Genomic DNA, 20,800 nt, shown 5'->3' with positions numbered 1-20,800 from the left:
ACTCCGAACTCGCCCTTCGTCTACGGCTTCATCGGCGAATCGAGTTCGCTTCCGGTCAAGGTCGAGGACGGCCAGGTCTGGATCGCGGACCGGCCGATCGGGCTTTCCGCGCCGCACGCACCGCAAGGCGAAGCGACGCTGTTCTTTCGCCCGCACGACGTCGATCTGGTGGAAGAATGCAACGGCTGCATCGCCGGCACGGTCGCCGCCAGCCGCCGCGTCGCCGGCACCAGGCGGGTCGAGCTCGAAATCGGCGGCGAACGTCAGCGGGTCGAGATCGAATTGCCCGTCGATCATCCGGCGGCGCAGAAAAGTCGCGTGGCTTTTAGGCCGCGGCGCTGGAAGCTTTTTCCGGCTGCTTGATCCTCTATCAGGCGCTACACCAGCCAGTTCTCGACCTTCAGGCCTTTGATCCGGTTGAACTCCCTGGTATTGGCGGTCACCAGGGTAGTTCCCAGCGTACAGGCGTGGGCAGCAATAAAAAGGTCATTTTGGCCGATGGTCTGGCCCCTGCCTTCCAGTTCTGCGCGAATCGCGCCGTACTCGGCATCCACCGGCACATCGAGCGGCAAGACGGGTATCTCAGCCAGCAATTCCTCGACCTTCTTGTGCAACTTGGCTGATCTTTTCTTGACGCAACGCCGACGGCATCGGCGCCGCTGCCAAGCTGTCCTGAGACTCTGCTTGAAAGAAAAAACTAGAAATCGCCCACAGCGGGAATATTTCTTCTATCGACAACGTGGAGCGGCCGCTCTGCGTGCCTCGTCGCGCACGATGCCTTGCCGCTATGGTCCGGCATTAAGCTCATGGCATTGGAGCCTGTTTTCATGAAGCGATTTTTGCTTGGCGTCGCCACATTGGCCGGCCTGGTCCTCGCATCCTCCCAAGCCTGGTCGGCCGACAGATTGCTCAATGCTTCCTATGATGTCGGCCGCGAACTGTTTGCGCAGGTCAACAAGGCGTTCGTCGCCGGCCACCCCAGCGTCACCATCGATCAGTCGCATGCCGGAACCTCGGCACAAGCACGCGCCATCGCCGAAGGCCTCGGCGCCGACGTCGTCACCTTCAACCAGGTCATCGACATCGACTTCCTGGTCAAGAAGGGCCTCATCTCCGCCGACTGGCAGAAGGACTTTCCCGACAACGCCTCGCCTTTCTATTCGCTGCCCTCCTTCCTGGTGCGGGCCGGCAATCCGAAGCACATCAAGGATTGGAGCGATCTCGTGCGCGACGACGTGCAGGTGATCTTCCCCAATCCGAAAACCTCGGGCAATGCGCGCTACACCTATCTTGCGGCCACCGCCTACGCCAAGGAAGCCTTCAAGGACGACGACGCCAAGGTGAAGGAGTTCGTCACCAAGCTGTTCAACAACGTGCCGGTGTTCGACAGCGGCGGGCGCGCCGCGACCACCACTTTCGTGCAGCGCGAAATCGGCGACGTACTTATCACCTTCGAGTCGGAAACGCGCGGCGTCCGCAAGGAGTATGGCGAGGACAAGTTCGAGCAGGTAACGCCTTCGGTCAGCCTGTTGGCGGAATTTCCGGTGGCGATCGTCGACACCGTTGCAGACGAGCATGGCACGCGCGATCTCGCCAAGACCTATCTCGACTTCCTCTATACGCCGGAGGGCCAGGACATCGCCGCCCGCAACGGCCTGCGGGCCCGCGACGCGGCGGTCGCCGCCAAATACAAGGCTGAGTTTCCCGATGTCCGCCTGCTGACGGTGGAGGACGTCTTCGGCGGCTGGGCCAAGGTCCAGGCCGAGCACTTTGCAGCGGGCGGCCTGCTCGACCAGACTTATGGCAGCCGCTGAGGCGATCTTCCAACTTTGACAGAAGCCGGCTTTGCCGGCTTCTTTGCTTTCGCGCTGCGAAAGGTGATTTCTGGCACTTTCCGAGCGCATTCCGTCCAAAACGTTACAAAGAATCAACGCGTTTGTGCCTACCGTGAGAACGGACGGCTTGTTTTCGCGAACAGCTTCGCGCGATCAAACCGTCATGATTTGCACACAAACAGCCGCCAGACGCGGGTGGTTGGGGCTTCATGGGTTGACTCGGGGCATGCTTACCAAAAAAGGCAAATACGGCCTCAAGGCCCTCGTGCATCTGTCGGGCCTGCCGGTCGGCCAGCTCGCATTCGTCAACGACATTGCGGTCGCCAATAACATCCCCAAGAAATTCCTGGATGCAATCCTGGGCGAGTTGCGTAACGCCGGCTTCGTCCAGAGCCGCAAGGGCAAGGAAGGCGGTTACCGCCTTGCCCGGCCGGCTTCCGAGATCAAGATCGGCCATGTCGTGCGTGTCCTCGACGGGCCGCTGGCGCCGATCCCCTGCGCCAGCCGCACGCAATACCAGCGCTGCGAGGATTGCGACGAGGCGACCTGCCAGGTTCGGCACATGATGCTGGAGGTCCGGCAGGCGATCGCCGAGGTGCTGGACAACCGCAGCCTCGCGGCCATGCGCGACGCCGACAATGACGATTTCCCAGTCGAACTGACGTCGCAAATCTAGCGCGCGAGCAGGCTCAAGGCAGTCGCGACGGTGTCGGCGACCGGACGCGTGCCATCCAAGGTTATCGCCGCCTCGTCCGCCGCTGGCGCCTCGAGCGTGGCGAACTGGCTGTCGACCAGGCTTGCCGGCATGAAATGACCCTTGCGACTGCCTACGCGCTGTTTTGCTGTTGCCGGGTCGATTTCCAGGTAAACGAAAACGATATCCGGGCAAAAGCCGCGCAGGCGATCGCGGTAGCTGCGCTTCAGCGCCGAGCAGGCGGCGACCACACCTTGCCCGCTTGCGACCGACGCGGCCACCCGCTGGCCGATCGCGTCGAGCCAGCCTTCGCGCAGCGCGTCGGTGAGCGGCTGGCCGCTCGCCATGCGTGCGACGTTTTCGGGCGGATGCAGCCTGTCGCCTTCGATAAAGACGGCGCCCAATGCCGCTGCAAGCGCTTCGCCGACAACCGACTTGCCGCAGCCGGCAACGCCCATCACCACGATGGCGGGTATCGTTCGAACAGTGCTCGCCGGCTTATATGCCACGTCTTTACCGGTCATGCAGGTCAGCGGCTTGCCGGCGCGCGGCCATAGAGCAGCAGCATGGCGACGATGACGACGCCGTAGATGATCTGGCGCCCCGCCTCCGGCATCTGCATGACAGAGAGAATGGACTGCAAGAGGGTGATCAGGATTACCCCGGCGACGGTGCCGAGATAGGAGCCGCGCCCGCCGAGGATCGAGGTGCCGCCGAGCACCACCGCGGCGATCGACGGCAGCAGATAGGCATCGCCCATCGACTGTGCCGCCTTGGAGGCATAGCCGGCCAACAGCACGCCGCCGAAGGCCGAGAGCCCGCCCGAAACCGCAAAGGCGATCATCACCACGCGCCTTGTATCGATGCCGGAAAGATAGGCGGCACGCTCGCGATTGCCGATGCCGTAAACGGTGCGGCCGAAGCCGGTGCGGGTCAGCACGAACACCATTGCGGCGCCGATCAGCGCCCAGATGAGGACGGCGTTGGGCACGGCAGGAACGGCAAAGCCGGTCGCCAGATAGCGCATCGCACCGGTCGCTGAATCCTGCGGCGAGAAACCGCCCGTGTAGACCACCATCAGCCCCTGCGCGACGGCGTTGGTGGCAAGCGTGATGATCATCGAGGGAATGCGCAGATAGGCGACGCCGATGCCGTTGACGATGCCGATCAGAACACCGCAGAAGATGCCGAACGGAATGGCAAGCGCCACGCCGACGGTACCGTATGCGGCCGCGGCACAGGCCATCATGGCGCCGGCCGCCACCGACCAGGGCACCGACAGGTCGATCTGGCCGAGCAGGATGACCAGCATCATGCCGGTGGCGATGACGCCGAGAAACGACGCCACCTTGAGCTGCTGCAAAAGGTATTCAGGCGACAGGAAGCTGCGCGAATAGAGGCTGCCGAGGAACAGCAGCAGCACGATACAGGCGAACGCCGTCAGCACCGCCGGGTCGGCGCGGCGGAGGAATTTCGGCATGCGGCCGGCGAGACCACTCACAGTCGTTTCGCTCACAGGAACCACTCCAGCCGGTTGCGGACCCGAAACAGGGCGAACGCGCCGAGGCTGACCGCGATCAGCAGAATGACGCCCTGGAACAGGGGCTGCCAGAGCGGATCGAAATCGAAGACGAACAGCAGGTCGCCGATGGTGCGGAAGGCAAGCGCGCCGAAGATCGCGCCGATGGCGCTGCCCTTGCCGCCGAACAGCGACACGCCGCCAAGCACGACCGCGGCGATCGAAAACAGCGTATAGGCGTTGCCGCTGGCATAGGCCGCATCGCCGGTATAGGTGAAGAACGTCAGGAACAGCCCGCCGATCGCGGCAAGCAGACCGGCAAGCGCATAGGCGGCGAACTTTCCACGCCGGATCGGCACGCCGGACATGTAGGCCGCCATCTCCGAGGAGCCGGCTGCATAAGCGGCGCGGCCTAGCACCGACCGGCTGAACGGCACCCAGACCACGAGCACGACCGCCAGCAGCGTCACCAGACTCGCCGGCACAAAACCAAACAGGCGCCCGGTCAGCGCATCGGCGAGCCCTTCATTGACCGAGCCGCCGGGAAACGGCCGAAGCAGCAGCGCGATGCCGAAATAGACCGCGCCGGTGGCGATGGTGGCGACGATCGGCTGCAGGCGTCCATAGATAACGATCGCACCGTTGATTGCCCCGCACAGCAGCCCGGTGCCGAGCACGGCGAGGACGCCGAAGGCGGTCTCGATGCCGGTGCCGACGACCAGCCACGAGGCCAGGCAGTTGGTCAGCGTGAAGATCATACCGACCGAAAGATCGATGCCGGCGGTGATCACCACCAGCGTTTGCGCCATGGCGACGAAGGCGAGCAGCACGCCCTTGTTCGAGGCCGTTTGTACGACGTTGGCGGTGAAGCCCGCCGGATGGTTCGAGGTGTAGATGACGAACATGACAACGAAGATGCCGAACGCCAGCAACGTTCCGCGCTGTTCGGCAAGCCAGTAGCGCCAATCCTTCACGCGCCCGCTCCTTGCCTTGGCATCTCTTCGTGAATGTTGAGCGCGCTGGCGATCAGCGCCCGCTCGGTGATTTCGGCGCCGACCAGTTCGCGCTTGACCGCGCCATCATAGAGCACCAGCACGCGGTCGCAGCAGCCGATCAGCTCGTCATAGTCGGTCGAATAGAAGAGGATCGCCGCACCCTGGTCGGCAAGCTTGCGCATCAACTGGTAAAGCTCCTGCTTGGTGCCGACGTCGATGCCGCGCGTCGGGTCGTTAAGCAGGATGATGCGCGGCTGCCGCATCAGCCATTTGGCGATGACGACCTTCTGCTGGTTGCCGCCGGACAGCGCGCCGACCGAAATGTCGAGGCCGGCGGTTTTGATCGCCAGAAGACCGACCATGTCGTCGATCAGCCGCTGCTCGGCGGCGCGATCGATGATGCCGGCCCTGGACAGCCGATCGAGGGCGGCAAAGGAGAGGTTTTCGCGCACCGTCATCGGCAGCATCAAGCCTTCGGTCTTGCGGTCCTCCGGGATCAACGCCATGCCGATCCGGTCATCGCGCGCCGCGGCCGGGCTGGCGATCGCCACCGGCCTGCCGTCGATCAGGATCTGGCCCGACAGGCCACGCAGCACACCGAAGAAGGCGAGCAGCAATTCGCGCTGGCCCTGGCCGTCGAGGCCGCCAAGCCCGACCACCTCGCCCGCCCCGACCGATAGCGAGACATCGTGCAGCCGATCCGTCCAGGACAGGCTGCGCGCCTCGAGAACCGGCGTGGCTGCGGCAGCCGCCCGCGCGGGCTTGGGCGGAAAGATGTGGCTGTATTCGCGCCCGATCATCAGCTCGACGACCTCGTTGTCGCTTTTTGTACCGGCCGCGTAGCTGGCGACATTGCGGCCATTGCGGAACACCGTGCACTGGTCGGCCAGCTCGGCGATCTCGTTCATGCGGTGCGATATATAGAGCAGCGCCAGCCCTTCCGAACGCAGCCGCTTCAACACGGCAAAAACCCTGGCGACGTCAGCCGCGGTCAGCGCCGAGGTCGCCTCGTCCAGGATCAGGATGCGTGGCTTGCGCGCCAGTGCCTTGGCGATCTCGACCATCTGCCTTCTTGAAAGAGGAAGATCCTTGACCAGCGCCAGCGGATGGATATCGGAGGCGCCGGCGCGAGCAAGGGCTTCTTCGGCGATGCGGCGCTGCGCCTTGCGGTCGATCATGCCGAAACGCTTCGGCGGATCGGAAATGACGATGTTGTCGGCAACGCTGAGTTCGGGGACGAGCGACAGCTCCTGGAAGATGCAGACGATGCCGGCCTGGTTGGCGGCGGCCGGCGAAGCGAAGGTAACTTCGCTTCCGTCCAGCATCATGCGGCCCTCGTCGGGCGCAACAACCCCCGCCATGACCTTGATCAGCGTCGATTTGCCGGCGCCGTTCTCGCCGAGAATGGCGTGGATGCTGCCTGGAGTGACCGACAGTTCGGCCTTCTCCAGCGCCCGCACGCCGCCATAGCGCTTGGATATGCCTTCCATGCGGAAGAGCGGAACCGCACCGTCCATCGGCCCTCCCCAGGCGCTTGGCAATCAGGATGTCGAGCGCCGACGCCGCGGGATCTCCCGCGGCGTCGGGCTGTCGGAGTTTACTGGTTTTCCTTGCTCTGGCCCATGATTTCCTGCGCCGTGAAATTGATGCCGCAGGTCGGGAAGGAATTGCCGACGAAGAAATTGTCGGATTGGTCGGGGAAGTAGTCCTGGCCTGCCTTGAAGTTCGGATCCTCGACGATCGCCAGCGGCAGCTTGACCGCTTGCGGCACGACCTGGCCTTCAAGTGCTGCAATCGCCGTCTTGATGGCAACCGCGACCTGCGCCGGGCCGGTACCGGCCGACGAGCATTTCAGGCCGTCAGCGGCGAACTTGGCGCAGAATTTGCGGAAGCCGTTCTCCGTCTCGCCGCCGAACGGCACGAACGGATGCTTGGCATCGATCATCGCCTGCACGATGCCGGTATCGCCGCCCTGTCCGGTAATGCCGTCGAAGGGGCCGTTGGTGGCAATGGCATCGGCCGTAGCCTTTTGCGCAACGCCGTCATCCCACTTGCCGACGACCTCGGTGACGTCCCATTTCTTGCCGGAAGCGTCGAGAACCTCGTGGATGCCGTTGTGGCGATCGGTGTCGACGGACGTGCCGGCGACGCCGCGCACTTCCAGCACCTTGCCGCCGTTCGGCACGTGCTTGACCAGCCAGTTGGCCCACAATTCGCCAAGGCCCTTCTGGTCGACATTGACGTTGATGGCATCCTTGGTGTCGAGGATGTTGTCGAAAGCGACCAGCACCACACCGGCTTCCTTGGCCCGCTTGATGACCGGGCCGAACGCGGTCGGGTTCTGGGCGTTGACGACAATCGCGTCATAGCCGGAATCGATGAAATTATTGATTGCCGAAATCTGGGCCGGCACGTCCTCGCCGGTCGAGACCACTTTGAATTCCTTGAGCTTGGCCGCGACCGCCGGCTGCGCTGCATAGGCCTTCGCCGTCTGCACCATCTGGATGCGCCATGTGTTGGCGATATAGCCGTTGGCCAGAGCGATGCGGTACGGGCCATCTTTCTTGGGGAACTTGAAGAACTGCGTATCGGCCGACCAGGGCGCGAAGCAGTCAGGCTCGGCCGATGGCCCCTTGACGATTTCAGGATCGGCGATCGCCGACGAGCTCAGCATGACGAAAGCAGTGGCGGCAACGATACCGCCAACGAGTGACTTGATCATCGATATTCCTCCCAGTTGCAGTTTGTTTGTTGTTACGCCGATGAATTTGCGCGTTTCCGGCCCGGCACCTCCCGCCGTACCCGTCGCGCGTTCAGGTGGCCGAATGCCGACCCGATCCCCTCCTTTGCTGCCCGGCTAGTCCCACAAAAACTATCATATTATACATAATAAACAAGCATGAGCTGTCGCTTATGTATAATAAACAGCCCCCATCTTCTGAGCGAAGTACCGCCCGGCGACAACTGGTAGCGCTACCATGACGTAGTGTAAAGCGCCATTGCGTCGAGGCTCGCTTCAGCGCGCCGTGCTCTCACGTCGCTTGAGTTCGAAGCCAAGGTCGATGACCCGCTGCTCTGGCCTGTTGCCTTCGATAGCCGCAAGCGCCATGGCGACCGCCCGCCGGCCGATCTCGTAGCGGTAGGTCCGAACGCTGGTGACCGACGGAAAGGCCACCTCCATCATGTCGAGATCGTTGAAGCCGACGATGCCGATCGTCTTCGGCACGGCGATCGAAGCGCGATGGCATTCGAACAGCACCCCGAGGGCGATATCGTCATTGTTGCAGAACACGCCATCGAGGCTCGGCACCTTGGCCAGCGCGTCGCGGAACAATTCGCGGCCGAGGGTGACGCTGGAAGGCACCGGCGTGGTGGTGGTGAGCCTCGGATCGAACAGGCCGGCCGCCTCCATCGCCGCGCGATAGCCGGCAAGCCGCCGCTGCGAACGCGGATCCATGCGCGCACCGATGAAGCCGATCCGGCGATAGCCTGCCTCGATCAGATGTTCGGCTGCCGCCTTGCCGCCCTCGAAATGCGAGAAGCCGACCATCATGTCGACCGGATCGGGCCCGGTCTCCATCACCTGCACCACCGGACAGCCTGCCGTTTCCAGCAGTTTTCGCGACGCCGGCGTCTGGTCGATGCCGGCCACGATCAGCGCCGCCGGGCGTTGCGGGCCAAACACCTGCAGCAGCCGCTCTTCCTCAAGGCCGGAATAGTGGGTGTTGCCGAGCTGAATCCGGAAAGGGCCGTCCGACAGGCTGTCGTAGATGCCGCGCACCACTTCGGCAAAGACGTTGTTGGTAAGCGACGGCACCAGAACGCCAAAGACCTCGGCGCGCGCCGAAGCCAGCGCCCGCGCATTCGGGTCGGGCACATAGCCGAGCTCGTTCACGGCGGACTCGATCTGGCGGCGCAGATCTTCCGAGACACGCCCCGGCTCACGCAAGGCGCGCGATACGGTAATGGCGCCGACGCCGGCCTTGCGGGCGACGTCGGCGATGGTCGGGCGGCCGCCGCCGCGGCGTGAGCGCGGCTTGATCACCGTACTCGTCCGGACGCCGGGCAACCGCCCACACGCGACCGTGAAACGATGTTCAGCGTTTTTGAAACTGCTGCCATGCCAAACTGGCCCGTTGCCACACCTTGTCTGGCGTCGCGCAGCCTTCGGCTGTTGTCAAGCGACGGCCGGAGAGACTGTATCCGTATCGCTGTGCCTCAGGCCGCCACAGCAGCGCTGCGCCGGGCCTTCCACAGCAGCAGCACCATGGCCAAAATATTCAGCAGGTTCCAGGCAATGCCGTTGAGGAACGCGGCGGCATAGGAGCCGGTCAGATCGTAGATCCAGCCCGACATCCAGCCGCCGATCGCCATGCCGAAGATGGTCGCCATCATGACGATGCCGACGCGCTGGCCAGCCTCCTTGGCTGGCATATATTCGCGCACGATGATCGCATAACAGGGCACGATGCCGCCCTGCGACAGGCCGAAGACCAGCGAGACGACATAGAGCGAGGCAAGCCCGTCGAACGGGATATAGAACAGCAGCGACAGGCATTGCAGCACCGAACCGATCAGCAGGGTTTTCACGCCGCCGATGCGATCGGCAAGAAAGCCGGAGCCAAGCCGGCTGACTACGCCCGCCGCCAGCATGATCGACAGCATATCGGCGCCGTGCGCCACGCCGTAGCCGAGATCCATGCAATAGGCGACGATATGGACTTGCGGCATCGACATCGCCACGCAGCAGCCGAGCCCGGCGACGATGAGCAGCGCCTGCAAGGCCGCCGGCGACAGTGAGATCGGCTGGACCACGCGGCTCCCCGGCGATCCCGGAGCCGCCTGGGGCGGTGCGCCGCGCCGGAGCAGCAGGATCAGCGGCACCATGGTGACCAGGCAGACGGCGCCGATCGCGGCATAGGTGAAGCGCCAGCCCTCGGTCTGCATGACATAGGGCATCGCCGTCGGCCAGATCGCTCCGGCGAGATAGTTGCCGGATGCGGCAGCCGTCACCGCGACGCCGCGGCGCCGGTTGAACCAGTGCGAGATGTCGGCGATCAGCGGCCCGAAGATCGCCGACGAGCCAACGCCGATCAACAGGCCCTGGACGAGGGTGAACTGCAGGATCGAACTGGTCAGCGACGCCAGCAGGAAGCCGGCGCCAAGTGTAATCGCGGCAATCAGCGCCGGGATCCAATACCCCATGCGGTCGATGGCGCGGCCGAACAGCACATTGCCGGCGGCAAAGCCGACCATGGTCGCGGTGTAGGGCATCGAGGCAGCGGCGCGATCGACGCCGAATTCTGCCTGCACGGCAGGCAGCACCACGACCACCGCCCACATGCCGACCCCGCCGATCGTTGCCAGCAGCATCGAGATGCCCAGCCGTATCCAGGCATAGGCACTGTCGATGCCGGAACTTTCTGCCTGGCTTGAGACGATTGGGGTCAAGAGCGTTTCCTGTCCGCAGTTCTTGAATCGGCGGTTCTGACCACTATCGGCGCATTCGCATCGCCGAGCAGCGCCACGACAGGCAAATCCGTGGCTCCAGGGATCCGGGCCGAAGTGGAACAGGGGTGCGCCATAAGGCGTTTTCCCGGCAACGACCTAGTGGAAGGAGTTTGCCATGACCGCGCAACGGAAATGGTCCGCCGACGTCACCGAGCACAGCGACGCGCTGGACCTCGAGGAACACATCTTCGAATCCCACGATCCCAAGAAGATTGCCGCCTCGTTGAAGCGCTCGGCCGAGCACAGCGACCGGCGCAAGGCAGGGCCGTTTCAATCCGCCATGTCGATGCTGAATTTCTACATCAACCGCGCCGGCAAGAACCTGCCGGCGGCGCAGAAGAAAGTGCTGGAGGACGCCAAAGACGAGCTGCGCGCCCTTTTTGGCCGCCCAAAGGAAGACTAGAATCGATCGCCATCGACTGGTTCTGCCAAATTCGGCTCAACTGGACCTAGTGACGGGTCCTCTTTGCCGCCAGTCTGCAGGCTCGGCTTGTATTCCCAAGCCCGCAAAAGCCTGGCGTCATGACGGTCAAGATCGGCATCAATCCCATCACCTGGAGCAATGACGACGTTCCGGCGCTTGGCGGGGATACGTCCTTGGAGACCTGCCTGTCGGAAACGGCGCTGGCCGGCTACCGCGGCACCGAGCTGGGCGGCAAATTTCCGCGCCAGGCTGAAGTGCTTGGGCCGCTCCTGTCATCCTATGGCCTGGAACTCGTCTCCGGCTGGTATGATGGCCGCATTCTCGACCGCACGGTCGAAGAGGAATTCGCGGCGATTACCCCGCATCTGACGTTGCTGCGCGACCTCGGCGCCAGGATCGTCGTCTACGCCGACACCTCGCGCGGTCGCCATGACGGCATTTTCGCACCGATCTCCGAGCGTCCGCGCCTCGCCGACAGGGACTGGCCGTCCTATGGCGAGAAACTGACCGCCCTCGCCGACCGCATGGCTGCATTCGGGGTCGGCATGGCCTTCCACCACCACATGGGCACCATCGTCGAGACGGACGATGAAGTCGACAGGCTGATGGCGGCGACGGGCCGAAGCGTCGGCCTTTTGTTCGATAGCGGCCACTGCCTGTTTTCGGGCGGCGACCCGCAATCGCTGCTGCAACGGCATCTCGACCGTATCGTGCATTTCCATTGCAAGGACGTTCGCAGGGCGGTGCTGGAACGGGCACGCCGCGAGGACATGAGCTTCATGGCGGCGGTAATGGACGGCATTTTTACCGTGCCCGGCGACGGCTCGGTCGATTTCCTGTCATTGCTGAAACTCCTCGCCGCGCGCGGCTATGAAGGCTGGCTCGTTGTCGAAGCCGAGCAGGATCCGGCCAAGGCGCATCCGCTGACCTATGCCAGCAAAGGCTATTTCTCGCTGCTCGCCACCACCCGCGAGGCCGGCTTCGAAGTGGCGACTCGGCAGGCAGAATGACCGGCCCGCATTGCGAGCCGGAGGAACATAATGGGCGCGCGCCTCGATGGGGTTAGCGACGCGAAGGCGCCCGGCGATCCGCGCCGCCTTGCTCCCTGCGCGGCGCGGATCGCAGAATCCCGGCTCTGGATTTCAAACCCCGACTTTCAAGCTTGAGGCCGGCCGGAAGCCGTGCCTTGATGCAACCGAGGAGGAGCGACATGGCTTTCGAAGCTGCGCTTGGCATGGAACGGCTTTGCACCATCCGGGAGATTGCCGAGAAGGCGGAACTTGGCGCCGCCACCGTGCATCGCGCGCTGAAGAACAGCCGCGAGATCAGCCCCGAAACCAGGCGACTGGTGCTCGACACCGTCTGCCGGCTCAACGAGGAAAAGATCGCCCGCGCCGCCCGGTTCGTCGGGGGATAGTGCCGTGGCGGACCACATGCGCCTTTCCCTCGACATCATGTCGGTCGACCGCGCTTCGGAAGAACCGATGCATCGTCAGATCTACGGCGCCTTGCGACGCTTCATCCTTGATGGCCAAATCCCGCAGAACACGCTGCTGCCGTCGACGCGCTCGCTGGCCGAAGATCTGAAGGTCGGGCGCAACACGGTCATCGCCGCCTATGACCAGCTCCTTGCCGAAGGTTTTATCGAGGCGCGTGCCGGATCGGGCACCTGGGTGGCGCCGATCCAGCAGAACCGCCCCTTGGCATCCCTGCGCGCCGGACTGGCAGCGCCGCAAAAGCTGTCGCGGCGTGGCCAGACCATCGTCAACGGCCCGCAGCCGCCACGCAATGCCGGCGTCATCAATTTCCATCCCGGCGTGCCTGAAACGGCGTCGTTTCCGTTCACCATCTGGTCAAGCCTTCTGGTGCGCAATGCACGCAGCCGCGACGAGAGCCTGCTTGGTTATCTCTCCTTTGCCGGCCACCCCGGCCTGCGTCAGGCCATTGCCTCGACCATCGGCCTGTCGCGCGGCATCAGCTGCACCGCCGACCAGGTGATCATCGTCACCGGCGCGCAGGCAGCACTCGATCTCGTCTCGCGCGTGCTGATGGACGAAGGCGACCATGTCTGGATGGAGGAGCCCGGCTATCTCGGCGCCAAGAGCGCCTTTCTCGCCAGCGGCGCCAGGCTGGCACCGTTGAAGGTCGACCGGCGCGGCTGGCATCTTGCCGATCCGGAGCTGCCGCCGCCGCGGCTGATCTATGTGACGCCATCCTGCCAATGGCCGTTCGGCACAATCATGCGCATCGAGGAGCGATTGCAGTTGCTCGACATCGCCGAACGCAACGGCGCCTGGATCGTCGAGGATGACTATGACGGCGAATACCGGTTCCGCGGCCGGCCGGTGCCGGCGCTGCGCGGGCTCGATCATGCCGACCGCGTCGTCTATATCGGCAGCTTCGGCAAGACGCTGATCCCGGCGCTGCGCATCGGTTATCTGATCGTGCCGCGCGAATTGTCGGTGCCCTTCGACCGGGCAGTGAGCATCACCGGTCAGTTCGCGCCGCTGATCCTGCAGGCAACGGTCAACGACTTCATCACCCAGGGCTATTTCGCCACGCATCTCAAACGCATGCGCCGGCTCTATGCGCGCCGGCAGGCGAACTTCGTCAAGCTATGCCAGGAGCATCTGGCCGAATGGCTGACCGTCACGGAAAACGATTCCGGCATGCAGCTGCTGGCCAGCTTCGTCAGGCCCTATAAGGACAGCGACGTGGTTGCCGCCGCCGTCAAGGAAGGGCTCGACGTCCAGGGCATCTCGATCAACTACCATTCCACAGAACCCGAGCACGGCCTGTTGCTCGGCTATGCAGCAATGGACGAACGCCAGATCCTGCGCGCCGTGCTGGCGCTGCGCGCCGCGTTTCTAAGATTGGACAGAAGCTAGAGCCGGCTCTCCATCTCGTTCACCGCGGGGTTGAGTCAATCGCCCGCAGTGATTAGGAAGATGGGGCGTCGGTCCTTGTTTTTCGGCGTTCGCGCAAAGCGCGCTTCCCAAGGCCGAACCTCCCCGAAAACCAGAAGCATGCCAACCGCCGGTATAGGCGGGCAACGCATTCATCTGAACCATGAGGATTGCCATGAGAACCGCATCCTGTGCCTGTGGGCAACTGAGGATCTCCTGTAACGGAGAGCCGCAACTGGTCGCACAGTGCCACTGCCTCGACTGCCAGAAACGGACCGGCAGCACATACGGCGTCGCCGCCTTCTTTGCGCGCGACAAGGTAGAAGCCGAAGGCGACGCCAAGACCTACAGCCGGTCAGCTCGGAGCGGCCACCACGTCACTTTCCATTTCTGCCCGGGCTGCGGCTCGAGCGTCTTCTGGGAGCCCGAGCGAAAGCCTGAATGGATCGCCGTCGCGGTCGGCTGCTTCGCCGATCCCGCCTTTCCGGCCCCGGCGCATGTTGGGTGGGAAGAACGGCGTCATCCCTGGGTTTCCGGTTAGCGACGCCGACCCGCCAGGGCAGCGCTTTATCTTACGGGTTGATCTCGGGTTCAACGAGCTTCGCCAGATTTCGCAGCGACTCCTGCCAGCCGAGATAGCAGGCCTCAACCGGGATGGCGTCTGGAATACCTGCCTGCGTGATATTGACTTCGGTGCCAACCGACACATTCTTCAATGTCACGGTCACCTCGATCTCGCCGGCCAGGTTGGGGTCGTCGAAGCGGTCGGTGTAGCGCAGCTGCTCATTGGGCACGAGCTCGACATATTCGCCGCCGAACGAGTGGCTGTCGCCGGTGGTGAAGTTGCGGAAGGACATTTTGAACGTACCGCCGACTTTCGCCTCGAAGTGATGAACCGTGCAGGTGAAGCCGTTCGGCGGAAGCCATTTCGCAAGTGCGTCCGCTTCGAGGAACGCTCGGTAGACTTTCTCCGGGCTGGTTGTCAGAACGCGGTGCAGCCGTACGGTGCCGGGCATATCGTTAATCCTCCGTGTTGTTGATCGATGCCCCCTAGGACGAGCGGAGCCCGGCCTATCCGACACGGGCCTGCGGATTTTTTGGCGACCGGTTATGCCGGCCGGAATCCTCGCCCGGCCGCCGGACAAGGAACTCGGCCGCAGGTAGCAAACCGCGCCGGATCTGGTCTAGTTCACACTGTCGAACTTCTGCAGATCGACCGGTGCCGCCTTGCGCAATTCGATATCATCGAGCGAAGCATTCTCCAGCGCCACCCGCGCCGCCGCGTCGATGTTGTGGATCATGTCCTGAATATCGGTATCGCTGTGCGCCGGGTTCATGGCGACCATCACGGTGCGGTTGAGGATGTCTAGCGAGCGCTTGCCGAGGTCGTCGGAATAATCCAGCCGCAGGCCCTGGTTCTCGGGCAGTGCGTAAGGATTGAGCGCCGGATGATGCGCGCCTTCATGCATCAGCACCTGGTCCCACTGGGTGAAATTGTGACGGCCGGTCTTGCCGGCAACGACGCTCGGAATGGTTTTCGAAAAAGTCTGCGCCGCCTGCTCGCTCGGCAGCAGGTACATCACCTGTGCGGCACAATCGTCGTCCGCGCTGTTCATCGGCGACGGCGTCAGCCCAAGATTGCTAAGGTGGCGGGTGCCGGCCAGCACCGTCTTTTTCTCGGCCCGCATCGCCTCGATGATGCCGTCCAGTCGATCGAGTTGGACGTTGAGCATCGCCCCCATCAGTTCGGAAGCACGCGCGCCGATGCCGGCGAAGGGTTTGATGCTGTCGCTTCTGCCCTGCCAGTAGAAATGGCAAGGGTCGATGGCGCAGCGCGCCCGCTCCGCCACTTTCGGATCGCTGGTGGCGATGCCGCCGCCCTCGCCCGAGGTCATGTTCTTGAAGTAGTTGAAGGAATAAGCGCCGGCATGGCCGATCGAGCCGAGCTTGCGGCCCTCATAGCCGCCGCCGATGCCTTGGCAGACATCCTCCAGCACCAGCAAGCCGCGCTTGGCAGCAATGTCCATGATCGCATTCATGTTGCAGGCCGCGCCCCACATATGCACCGGGATGACCGCCCTGGTGCGCGGCCCGATGGCATCGCGCAAGGCCATGGGATCGATGGTCAGGCTCTCGTCGATGTCGACGATGACTGGAATGGCCCCTACCGACAGCACCGCGGTCGCGGTCGCCATATAGGTGTGCGCCGGCACCAGCACTTCGTCCCCCGGGCCGATGCCGAGGCCGATCAGGCCGGCGGCGAGCCCATAGGTGCCGCTGGCGGCCAGCGCGAAATGCTCGACGCCAAGATGCTGCGCATAGCGGGCCTCGAAGCGGTCGCATTCGCTGTCCTTGCCGTAACGAAACAGCGCGCCCGAGCGGATCACCCTGGCAATGGCTTCGATTTCCTCTTCGCCGGCGGTGTACATGACAGGCCTCCAGTCACTTGATAGTGTGGGTCACTTGATAATGTGGTCGCTTGATGGTGTGGACAGCTGTAGGCTTGTCGGCACAGTTTGAAAGAACCACTCCGCCGCTATTCGACCAAGCCATCTGCGCCCGGAAGACGGTTCCTATGACTGGTTTTGAACCGTGACTGGGGAAATCGGCAGCTAAGTGTCTCAGCCGGCAGGCAAATCGTACCCATCCGAATTCGCCAAAGTGGCCCTGTCGGAAACCCAGCTTTCGGCGTTCCATTCCGGCCAGTTGGGCAAACGGTTGGTTCCATGAAATACGGGACACACTTTGGAAGACCCTCGAAACCGGCGCGCCGGCGGGAAGGCGGCCGGTCGTGAACGCCGCCGGCTCCAGCAAACGGATCGTGCTCCACGAGGACGATGTCGGCATGTGCCACGGCGCCAACAGCGCCTTCCTCGAATTGAGCGGGCTGGGCGTCTGCAGTTCCGGCGCGGTGATGGTGCCGTGCCCGTGGTTCCTCGAAATGGCCGAAAGCGCCACCGCCAACCCTGCCCTCGACCTTGGCGTCCACCTGACGCTGAACAGCGAGAAGCAGCACTACAAATGGCGGCCGTTGACCGCGCCGTCGCGGGCGGCCGGCCTGACCGACGAGTTCGGCTTCTTCTGGCCCGATGTGGCGACCACGCGCCGGAAGGCGGTGCCGCAGGCGGTCGAGGCCGAGCTTCGCGCCCAGATCGACACCGCCTATCGCGCCGGCATCGACGTCACCCATCTCGACGCGCATATGGGCGCGGCATTGTCGCCGGAATTTTGCGACATCTACATCAAGCTCGGGCTCGAATATCAGCTGCCCGTGCTGCTGACCAAGACCCTGTCCGCCTATTCCCCCAACGACAATCTGGTCGGCGTCACCGAGGAGGCGTTCCAGCGCGGCGTGGCGCTGGCCCGCGCTGGCGGCTTTGCCATTTTCGACGCCGCCATCCAGACGACCTGGGGCCGGCCGCGTTCCAGGCCGATCGAGCCGGCTTACAAGGCGCTCATCGAGGGTGTGCGCGAGGGCCTGACCTTCTTTTGCCTGCATTGCAACGCGCCCGGTGAACTCGAGCTGATCGAGCCGCGCTCCGCCTATATTCGCACCGAAGAGTACGAGCTGTTCCGAGACCAGGGCTTTCGCGACTGGCTCGCCGCACAGCCGATCGACGTCATCGGCATGAAGCCGTTGCGCGAGGAGCTTCGCGCCACGCTCTCGGCCGGGCGATCATCAACAACAGCCCGCGGCCACACCGTGGGCGAACAGCGATTGGCGTCGGCAAAGGCCCGCAAAGCGGCCACCCGATCCGCAACGTGAGCCGATCGTCGCGGCCGGAAAACGGCGCCAGAGGGATTGGAACTGCAACGACAAATGGGAGAATAAGATGAAAACTCTTCTGAAAGTGGCATTGGGCGCCTTCGTTTCGGCGGGCCTGATGACGGGTATCGCGCATGCCGCGGGGCTCAAGGATCCGAAGGACGTCCGCATCACCTTCGTGGTGCACGGGTCGGCGTCCGATCCCTATTGGTCGGTGGTCAAGCGCGGCGTCGATGACGCGGCCGCCCTCACCGGCGCCAAGGTCGAATATTACGCGCCGCAGGTCTTCGACGTGGTCGAGCAGGCCCGGCTTCTCGACGCCGCCATCGCCACCAAGCCGGACGGTATCGCCGTCTCCATCGCCGACGCCAATGCGCTCGGCAAATCGGTCAAATCCGGGCTTGCCGCCAATATTCCCATGGTGGTTCTGGATTCCGGCGAAAAGGAAGGCGCCGAGCTCGGCACGACGCTCTATGTCGGCACCGTTTCCGAATATGATTCCGGCAAGAAGGCCGGCGAGCGGCTGGCCAAGGAAGGCACGCTCAAGGTCGTCTGCATCAACCACGAGGTCGGCAATGTCAGCCTCGACCAGCGCTGCCAGGGCCTCAATGACGGGCTGAAGCCCTCCGGCGGCGGCACCGAGGTTCTGGCCGTGGCGCCGGATCCCGCCGACGTCCAGCGCCGCACCGAGGCCTATCTGTCGGCGCATCCCGACACGCAGGCCGTCTTTGCGCTCGGCGCCACCGCCGCCAACCCGCTGATCCCGATGTTCCGCGACAAGGAACTGTTCGGCAAGCTCAAGCTCTACACATTCGACATCAGCCCGGAGGTTCTCGATTCGGTCGTGGCCGGCGAAATGGGCTTCGGCATGGACGCCCAGCAATATCTGATGGGCTATCTGCCGGTGATCTATCTGGTCGAGCAGGCGACGCACGGCTTCTGGCCGCAGAACAACGCCTATACCGGACCGCTGTTCATAGACTCGCCGGAAAAAGCCAAGGCGATCCTGGCGCTCGCCAAAGAGGGCATCCGCTAGGCAAGCGCTCCGACGGAACGGGAGAATGCGCCAAGCGCACTCCCGATCCGTTCGAAGATTGCGAATTGAGCGATTGGAGAGCCTAATGGCGGTCGTGGAAGACAAGGCGATACCTCCGGGCGAACTGAAGGCGACCGACCGCTTCGGCATGACGTCGAAGCGGGCCGCCGGCGCCGACGAGCGGCTGGCCAGCACCGGCAAGCTGACCCAGTGGCTGCGCCGGCCGGAAGCCGGTGCCGCCGGTGGGCTGCTTGCGACGATCATCATCTTTGCGCTGCTGCCGGGCGCGGCAAACCTCTATTCGCTGCAGGGATCGATGACCTTCCTGACGCTGTCGGCGGAGCTCGGCATCGTCGCCACCGCGGCAGCACTCCTCATCATCGCCGGCGAGTTCGATCTTTCGGTCGGCTCCATGGTCGGCTTTGCCGGTGTCGTCATCGGGCTGACGGTGAAGTACTGGGGCCTGCCGCTATGGGGTGGCATCGCCTGTGCCTTCGCCGTTGCCATCCTCACCGGCTATCTCAACGGCCTGATCGTGGTGAAGACGCGCCTGCCCTCCTTCATCGTCACGCTTGCCACGCTCTATATCCTGCGCGGACTGTCGATCGGCATCACCCGCGCCGTCACCGGCCGCACCCAGATCCCCTACATACTCGAAGGCGCACCGGATCCGGCGACGGCCGGCATTTTCAACGGCCATCTGCTCACCGGCCTGTTCCACTGGATGGGCGCGCAGGGCTGGGTAGCCACCCGCAGCGACGGCATCCCGTTCGTTGCCGGCATTCCGATGTCGATCGTCTGGTGGCTCGGCCTGACGGCGCTGGCCGGCTACGTGCTCACCCAGACGAAATACGGCAACTGGATCTTCGCCACCGGCGGCGACCTGATCGCAGCCCGCAACGTCGGCGTGCCGGTCGATCGCGTCAAGATCAGCCTGTTCGTCTACACCGCCTGCGCGGCGACGCTGCTTGCCACCATCCAGGTGATGGAGGCGGGCTCCGCCGACACCACGCGCGGCCTGCTCAAGGAATTCGAGGCGATCATCGCCGCCGTCATCGGCGGCGTGCTGCTCACCGGCGGCTACGGCACCGTCTATGGCGTGCTGTTCGGCGCGCTGATCTTCGGGCTGGTGCAGATGGGCATCTTCTACACCGGCATCGACACCGACTGGTTCAAGGTCTTCCTCGGCATCGTCATCCTGATGGCCGTGCTGGTCAACAACTACATCAGGCTGAAGGCGCTCGGCCGCGGAGGTGGCAAATGACCGAACCGGCCCAAATGACCGAACCGGCCCAAATGACCGAACCGGCAATGGAACTGCGCGGCGTCAGCGTCAATTTCGGCTCGGTGCGCGCCCTCCAGAACATCGACATCAAGGTCTATCCGGGCGAGGTCCACTGCCTGCTCGGCGATAACGGCGCCGGCAAGTCGACGCTGATCAAGGTTTTGTCCGGCGTCTATCGGCCGAGCAAGGGCGAAATCCTGGTCGACGGCAAGCCGGTCACCTTCCGCAGCCCGCGCGACGCGCAGGAGCTCGGCGTGGCAACGGTGTTCCAGGACCTCGGCATGATCTCGCTGATGTCGATCACCCGTAACTTCTTCCTCGGCCGCGAGCCGACCAAAAGCAGCCTGCCCTTCTCGCGCATCGACAAAGAGCGCGCCAACACCATCGCCAGACAGGCGATGGCCGATATCGGCATCGACGTGCGCGATCCGACGCAAGCCGTCGGCACGCTGTCGGGCGGCGAGCGCCAGTCGGTGGCGATCGCCCGCGCCGTGCATTTTGGCGCGCGCGTGCTGATCCTCGACGAGCCGACTTCCGCACTCGGCGTCCACCAGGCGGCGATGGTGCTGAAGTTCATCATCGAAGCGCGCATGCGGGGTTTGGCCGTGATCTTCATCAGCCACAACATCCACCACGCCTATCCGGTCGGCGACACCTTCACGCTGCTCAACCGCGGCCGCAATCGCGGCACCTACGCCAAGTCCGAGATTTCGCGCGACGAGGTCATCTCGATCATGTCGGGCGGCGAGGACCTGAGAGCGGTCGAGGCGGAGATTGCCGGCCTGCTCGCCCAGATCGGCAACCGGCCGCCTGCGGCGCCTTGAGCTGA

Annotated in this window: 21 protein-coding genes and 1 pseudogene; 12 read left to right on the top strand and 10 right to left on the bottom strand. The window is 63.9% G+C overall.

All coding sequences use genetic code 11. The features are described 5' to 3' along the window. A partial coding sequence (locus NKI97_RS20780; protein WP_352836308.1) for a TOBE-like domain-containing protein occupies positions 1-363 on the top strand: 363 nt, incomplete at its 5' end. 14 nt (positions 364-377) lie between these two features. Here NKI97_RS20780 and NKI97_RS20775 read toward each other — a convergent pair. Further along, positions 378-647, bottom strand: a pseudogene (locus tag NKI97_RS20775) (PIN domain-containing protein); the annotation flags it as partial. Positions 648-827: 180 nt separating this feature from the next. Here NKI97_RS20775 and NKI97_RS20770 point away from each other — a divergent pair. Further along, positions 828-1,814, top strand: a complete 987-nt coding sequence (locus NKI97_RS20770) for a sulfate ABC transporter substrate-binding protein (RefSeq protein ID WP_352750394.1) — start codon at positions 828-830, stop codon at positions 1,812-1,814. Between the two features lie 247 nt (positions 1,815-2,061). Then, positions 2,062-2,511 carry an RrF2 family transcriptional regulator gene (locus NKI97_RS20765; RefSeq protein WP_006202816.1) on the top strand — a complete coding sequence of 150 codons (450 nt, stop codon included), beginning with the start codon at positions 2,062-2,064 and terminating at the stop codon, positions 2,509-2,511. Here the strand turns inward: NKI97_RS20765 and NKI97_RS20760 are convergent. From NKI97_RS20760 to NKI97_RS20730, 7 genes are all read right to left on the bottom strand, one after another. After that, entirely contained in the window at positions 2,508-2,987 is a 480-nt protein-coding gene (locus NKI97_RS20760; RefSeq protein WP_352750393.1) for a gluconokinase, read from the bottom strand. The two genes, NKI97_RS20765 and NKI97_RS20760, sit on opposite strands and share 4 nt — an antisense overlap. 71 nt (positions 2,988-3,058) lie before the next feature. Beyond that, a complete protein-coding gene (locus NKI97_RS20755) occupies positions 3,059-4,045 on the bottom strand; it encodes an ABC transporter permease (protein ID WP_352456242.1) in 987 nt (328 codons plus the stop codon). Next, positions 4,042-5,022 carry an ABC transporter permease gene (locus NKI97_RS20750; RefSeq protein ID WP_023675830.1) on the bottom strand — a complete coding sequence of 327 codons (981 nt, stop codon included), beginning with the start codon at positions 5,020-5,022 and terminating at the stop codon, positions 4,042-4,044. The genes NKI97_RS20755 and NKI97_RS20750 overlap by 4 nt, the downstream gene beginning before the upstream one ends. Continuing rightward, entirely contained in the window at positions 5,019-6,560 is a 1,542-nt protein-coding gene (locus tag NKI97_RS20745) for a sugar ABC transporter ATP-binding protein (RefSeq protein ID WP_352453283.1), read from the bottom strand. The genes NKI97_RS20750 and NKI97_RS20745 overlap by 4 nt, the downstream gene beginning before the upstream one ends. A gap of 80 nt (positions 6,561-6,640) precedes the next feature. Next, positions 6,641-7,765 carry a sugar ABC transporter substrate-binding protein gene (locus NKI97_RS20740; RefSeq protein WP_352453282.1) on the bottom strand — a complete coding sequence of 375 codons (1,125 nt, stop codon included), beginning with the start codon at positions 7,763-7,765 and terminating at the stop codon, positions 6,641-6,643. 294 nt (positions 7,766-8,059) lie between these two features. After that, the gene (gene gntR, locus NKI97_RS20735; protein WP_352836304.1) at positions 8,060-9,088 is read right to left on the bottom strand and encodes an HTH-type transcriptional regulator GntR; all 1,029 of its coding nucleotides are present in this window, start codon (positions 9,086-9,088) and stop codon (positions 8,060-8,062) included. A 173-nt stretch (positions 9,089-9,261) separates the two neighbouring features. After that, entirely contained in the window at positions 9,262-10,494 is a 1,233-nt protein-coding gene (locus tag NKI97_RS20730) for an MFS transporter (RefSeq protein ID WP_352836302.1), read from the bottom strand. A gap of 175 nt (positions 10,495-10,669) precedes the next feature. On the opposite strand from NKI97_RS20730, the gene NKI97_RS20725 reads away from it, so the two are divergent. The 5 genes from NKI97_RS20725 (at position 10,670) to NKI97_RS20705 (ending at position 14,425) form a co-directional block, all read left to right on the top strand. Beyond that, the gene (locus tag NKI97_RS20725; RefSeq protein WP_023675825.1) at positions 10,670-10,957 is read left to right on the top strand and encodes a DUF3175 domain-containing protein; all 288 of its coding nucleotides are present in this window, start codon (positions 10,670-10,672) and stop codon (positions 10,955-10,957) included. 119 nt (positions 10,958-11,076) lie between these two features. Beyond that, positions 11,077-11,988 carry a myo-inosose-2 dehydratase gene (gene iolE / locus NKI97_RS20720; protein WP_352683582.1) on the top strand — a complete coding sequence of 304 codons (912 nt, stop codon included), beginning with the start codon at positions 11,077-11,079 and terminating at the stop codon, positions 11,986-11,988. Between the two features lie 200 nt (positions 11,989-12,188). Then, positions 12,189-12,395 carry a LacI family DNA-binding transcriptional regulator gene (locus tag NKI97_RS20715; RefSeq protein ID WP_352683585.1) on the top strand — a complete coding sequence of 69 codons (207 nt, stop codon included), beginning with the start codon at positions 12,189-12,191 and terminating at the stop codon, positions 12,393-12,395. Positions 12,396-12,399: 4 nt separating this feature from the next. After that, complete coding sequence (gene mocR, locus NKI97_RS20710) at positions 12,400-13,866, top strand: rhizopine catabolism transcriptional regulator MocR (protein ID WP_245274662.1); 1,467 nt, start codon at positions 12,400-12,402, stop codon at positions 13,864-13,866. A 193-nt stretch (positions 13,867-14,059) separates the two neighbouring features. Next, on the top strand, positions 14,060-14,425 hold the full coding sequence (locus tag NKI97_RS20705; protein WP_352836299.1) for a GFA family protein: 366 nt from the start codon (positions 14,060-14,062) through the stop codon (positions 14,423-14,425). Between the two features lie 31 nt (positions 14,426-14,456). On the opposite strand, the gene NKI97_RS20700 is transcribed toward NKI97_RS20705, so the two are convergent. Together NKI97_RS20700 and NKI97_RS20695 are read right to left on the bottom strand one after the other, a co-directional pair. Then, the gene (locus NKI97_RS20700) at positions 14,457-14,900 is read right to left on the bottom strand and encodes an SRPBCC family protein (protein ID WP_352836296.1); all 444 of its coding nucleotides are present in this window, start codon (positions 14,898-14,900) and stop codon (positions 14,457-14,459) included. A gap of 168 nt (positions 14,901-15,068) precedes the next feature. Next, a complete protein-coding gene (locus NKI97_RS20695; protein WP_352750389.1) occupies positions 15,069-16,313 on the bottom strand; it encodes a DegT/DnrJ/EryC1/StrS family aminotransferase in 1,245 nt (414 codons plus the stop codon). Between the two features lie 362 nt (positions 16,314-16,675). Between NKI97_RS20695 and NKI97_RS20690 the strand changes: the two genes are divergently transcribed. The 4 genes from NKI97_RS20690 (at position 16,676) to NKI97_RS20675 (ending at position 20,795) form a co-directional block, all read left to right on the top strand. Then, positions 16,676-17,650, top strand: coding sequence for a polysaccharide deacetylase family protein (locus tag NKI97_RS20690; RefSeq protein ID WP_352748976.1), 975 nt, complete (start codon positions 16,676-16,678; stop codon positions 17,648-17,650). A 67-nt stretch (positions 17,651-17,717) separates the two neighbouring features. Then, the gene (locus tag NKI97_RS20685; RefSeq protein ID WP_352453270.1) at positions 17,718-18,686 is read left to right on the top strand and encodes a rhizopine catabolism ABC transporter substrate-binding protein; all 969 of its coding nucleotides are present in this window, start codon (positions 17,718-17,720) and stop codon (positions 18,684-18,686) included. A gap of 148 nt (positions 18,687-18,834) precedes the next feature. Continuing rightward, complete coding sequence (locus NKI97_RS20680; protein ID WP_352473541.1) at positions 18,835-19,950, top strand: ABC transporter permease; 1,116 nt, start codon at positions 18,835-18,837, stop codon at positions 19,948-19,950. Between the two features lie 32 nt (positions 19,951-19,982). Then, a complete protein-coding gene (locus NKI97_RS20675) occupies positions 19,983-20,795 on the top strand; it encodes an ATP-binding cassette domain-containing protein (protein WP_352836317.1) in 813 nt (270 codons plus the stop codon). The last annotated feature ends 5 nt before the right edge of the window (positions 20,796-20,800 follow it).

The organism is Mesorhizobium sp. M0296 (assembly GCF_040321675.1).
GTDB lineage: Bacteria > Pseudomonadota > Alphaproteobacteria > Rhizobiales > Rhizobiaceae > Mesorhizobium.
The sequence above is the reverse complement of the archived record's forward strand: the minus strand, read 5'-3'. Positions and strand labels throughout refer to the sequence as shown.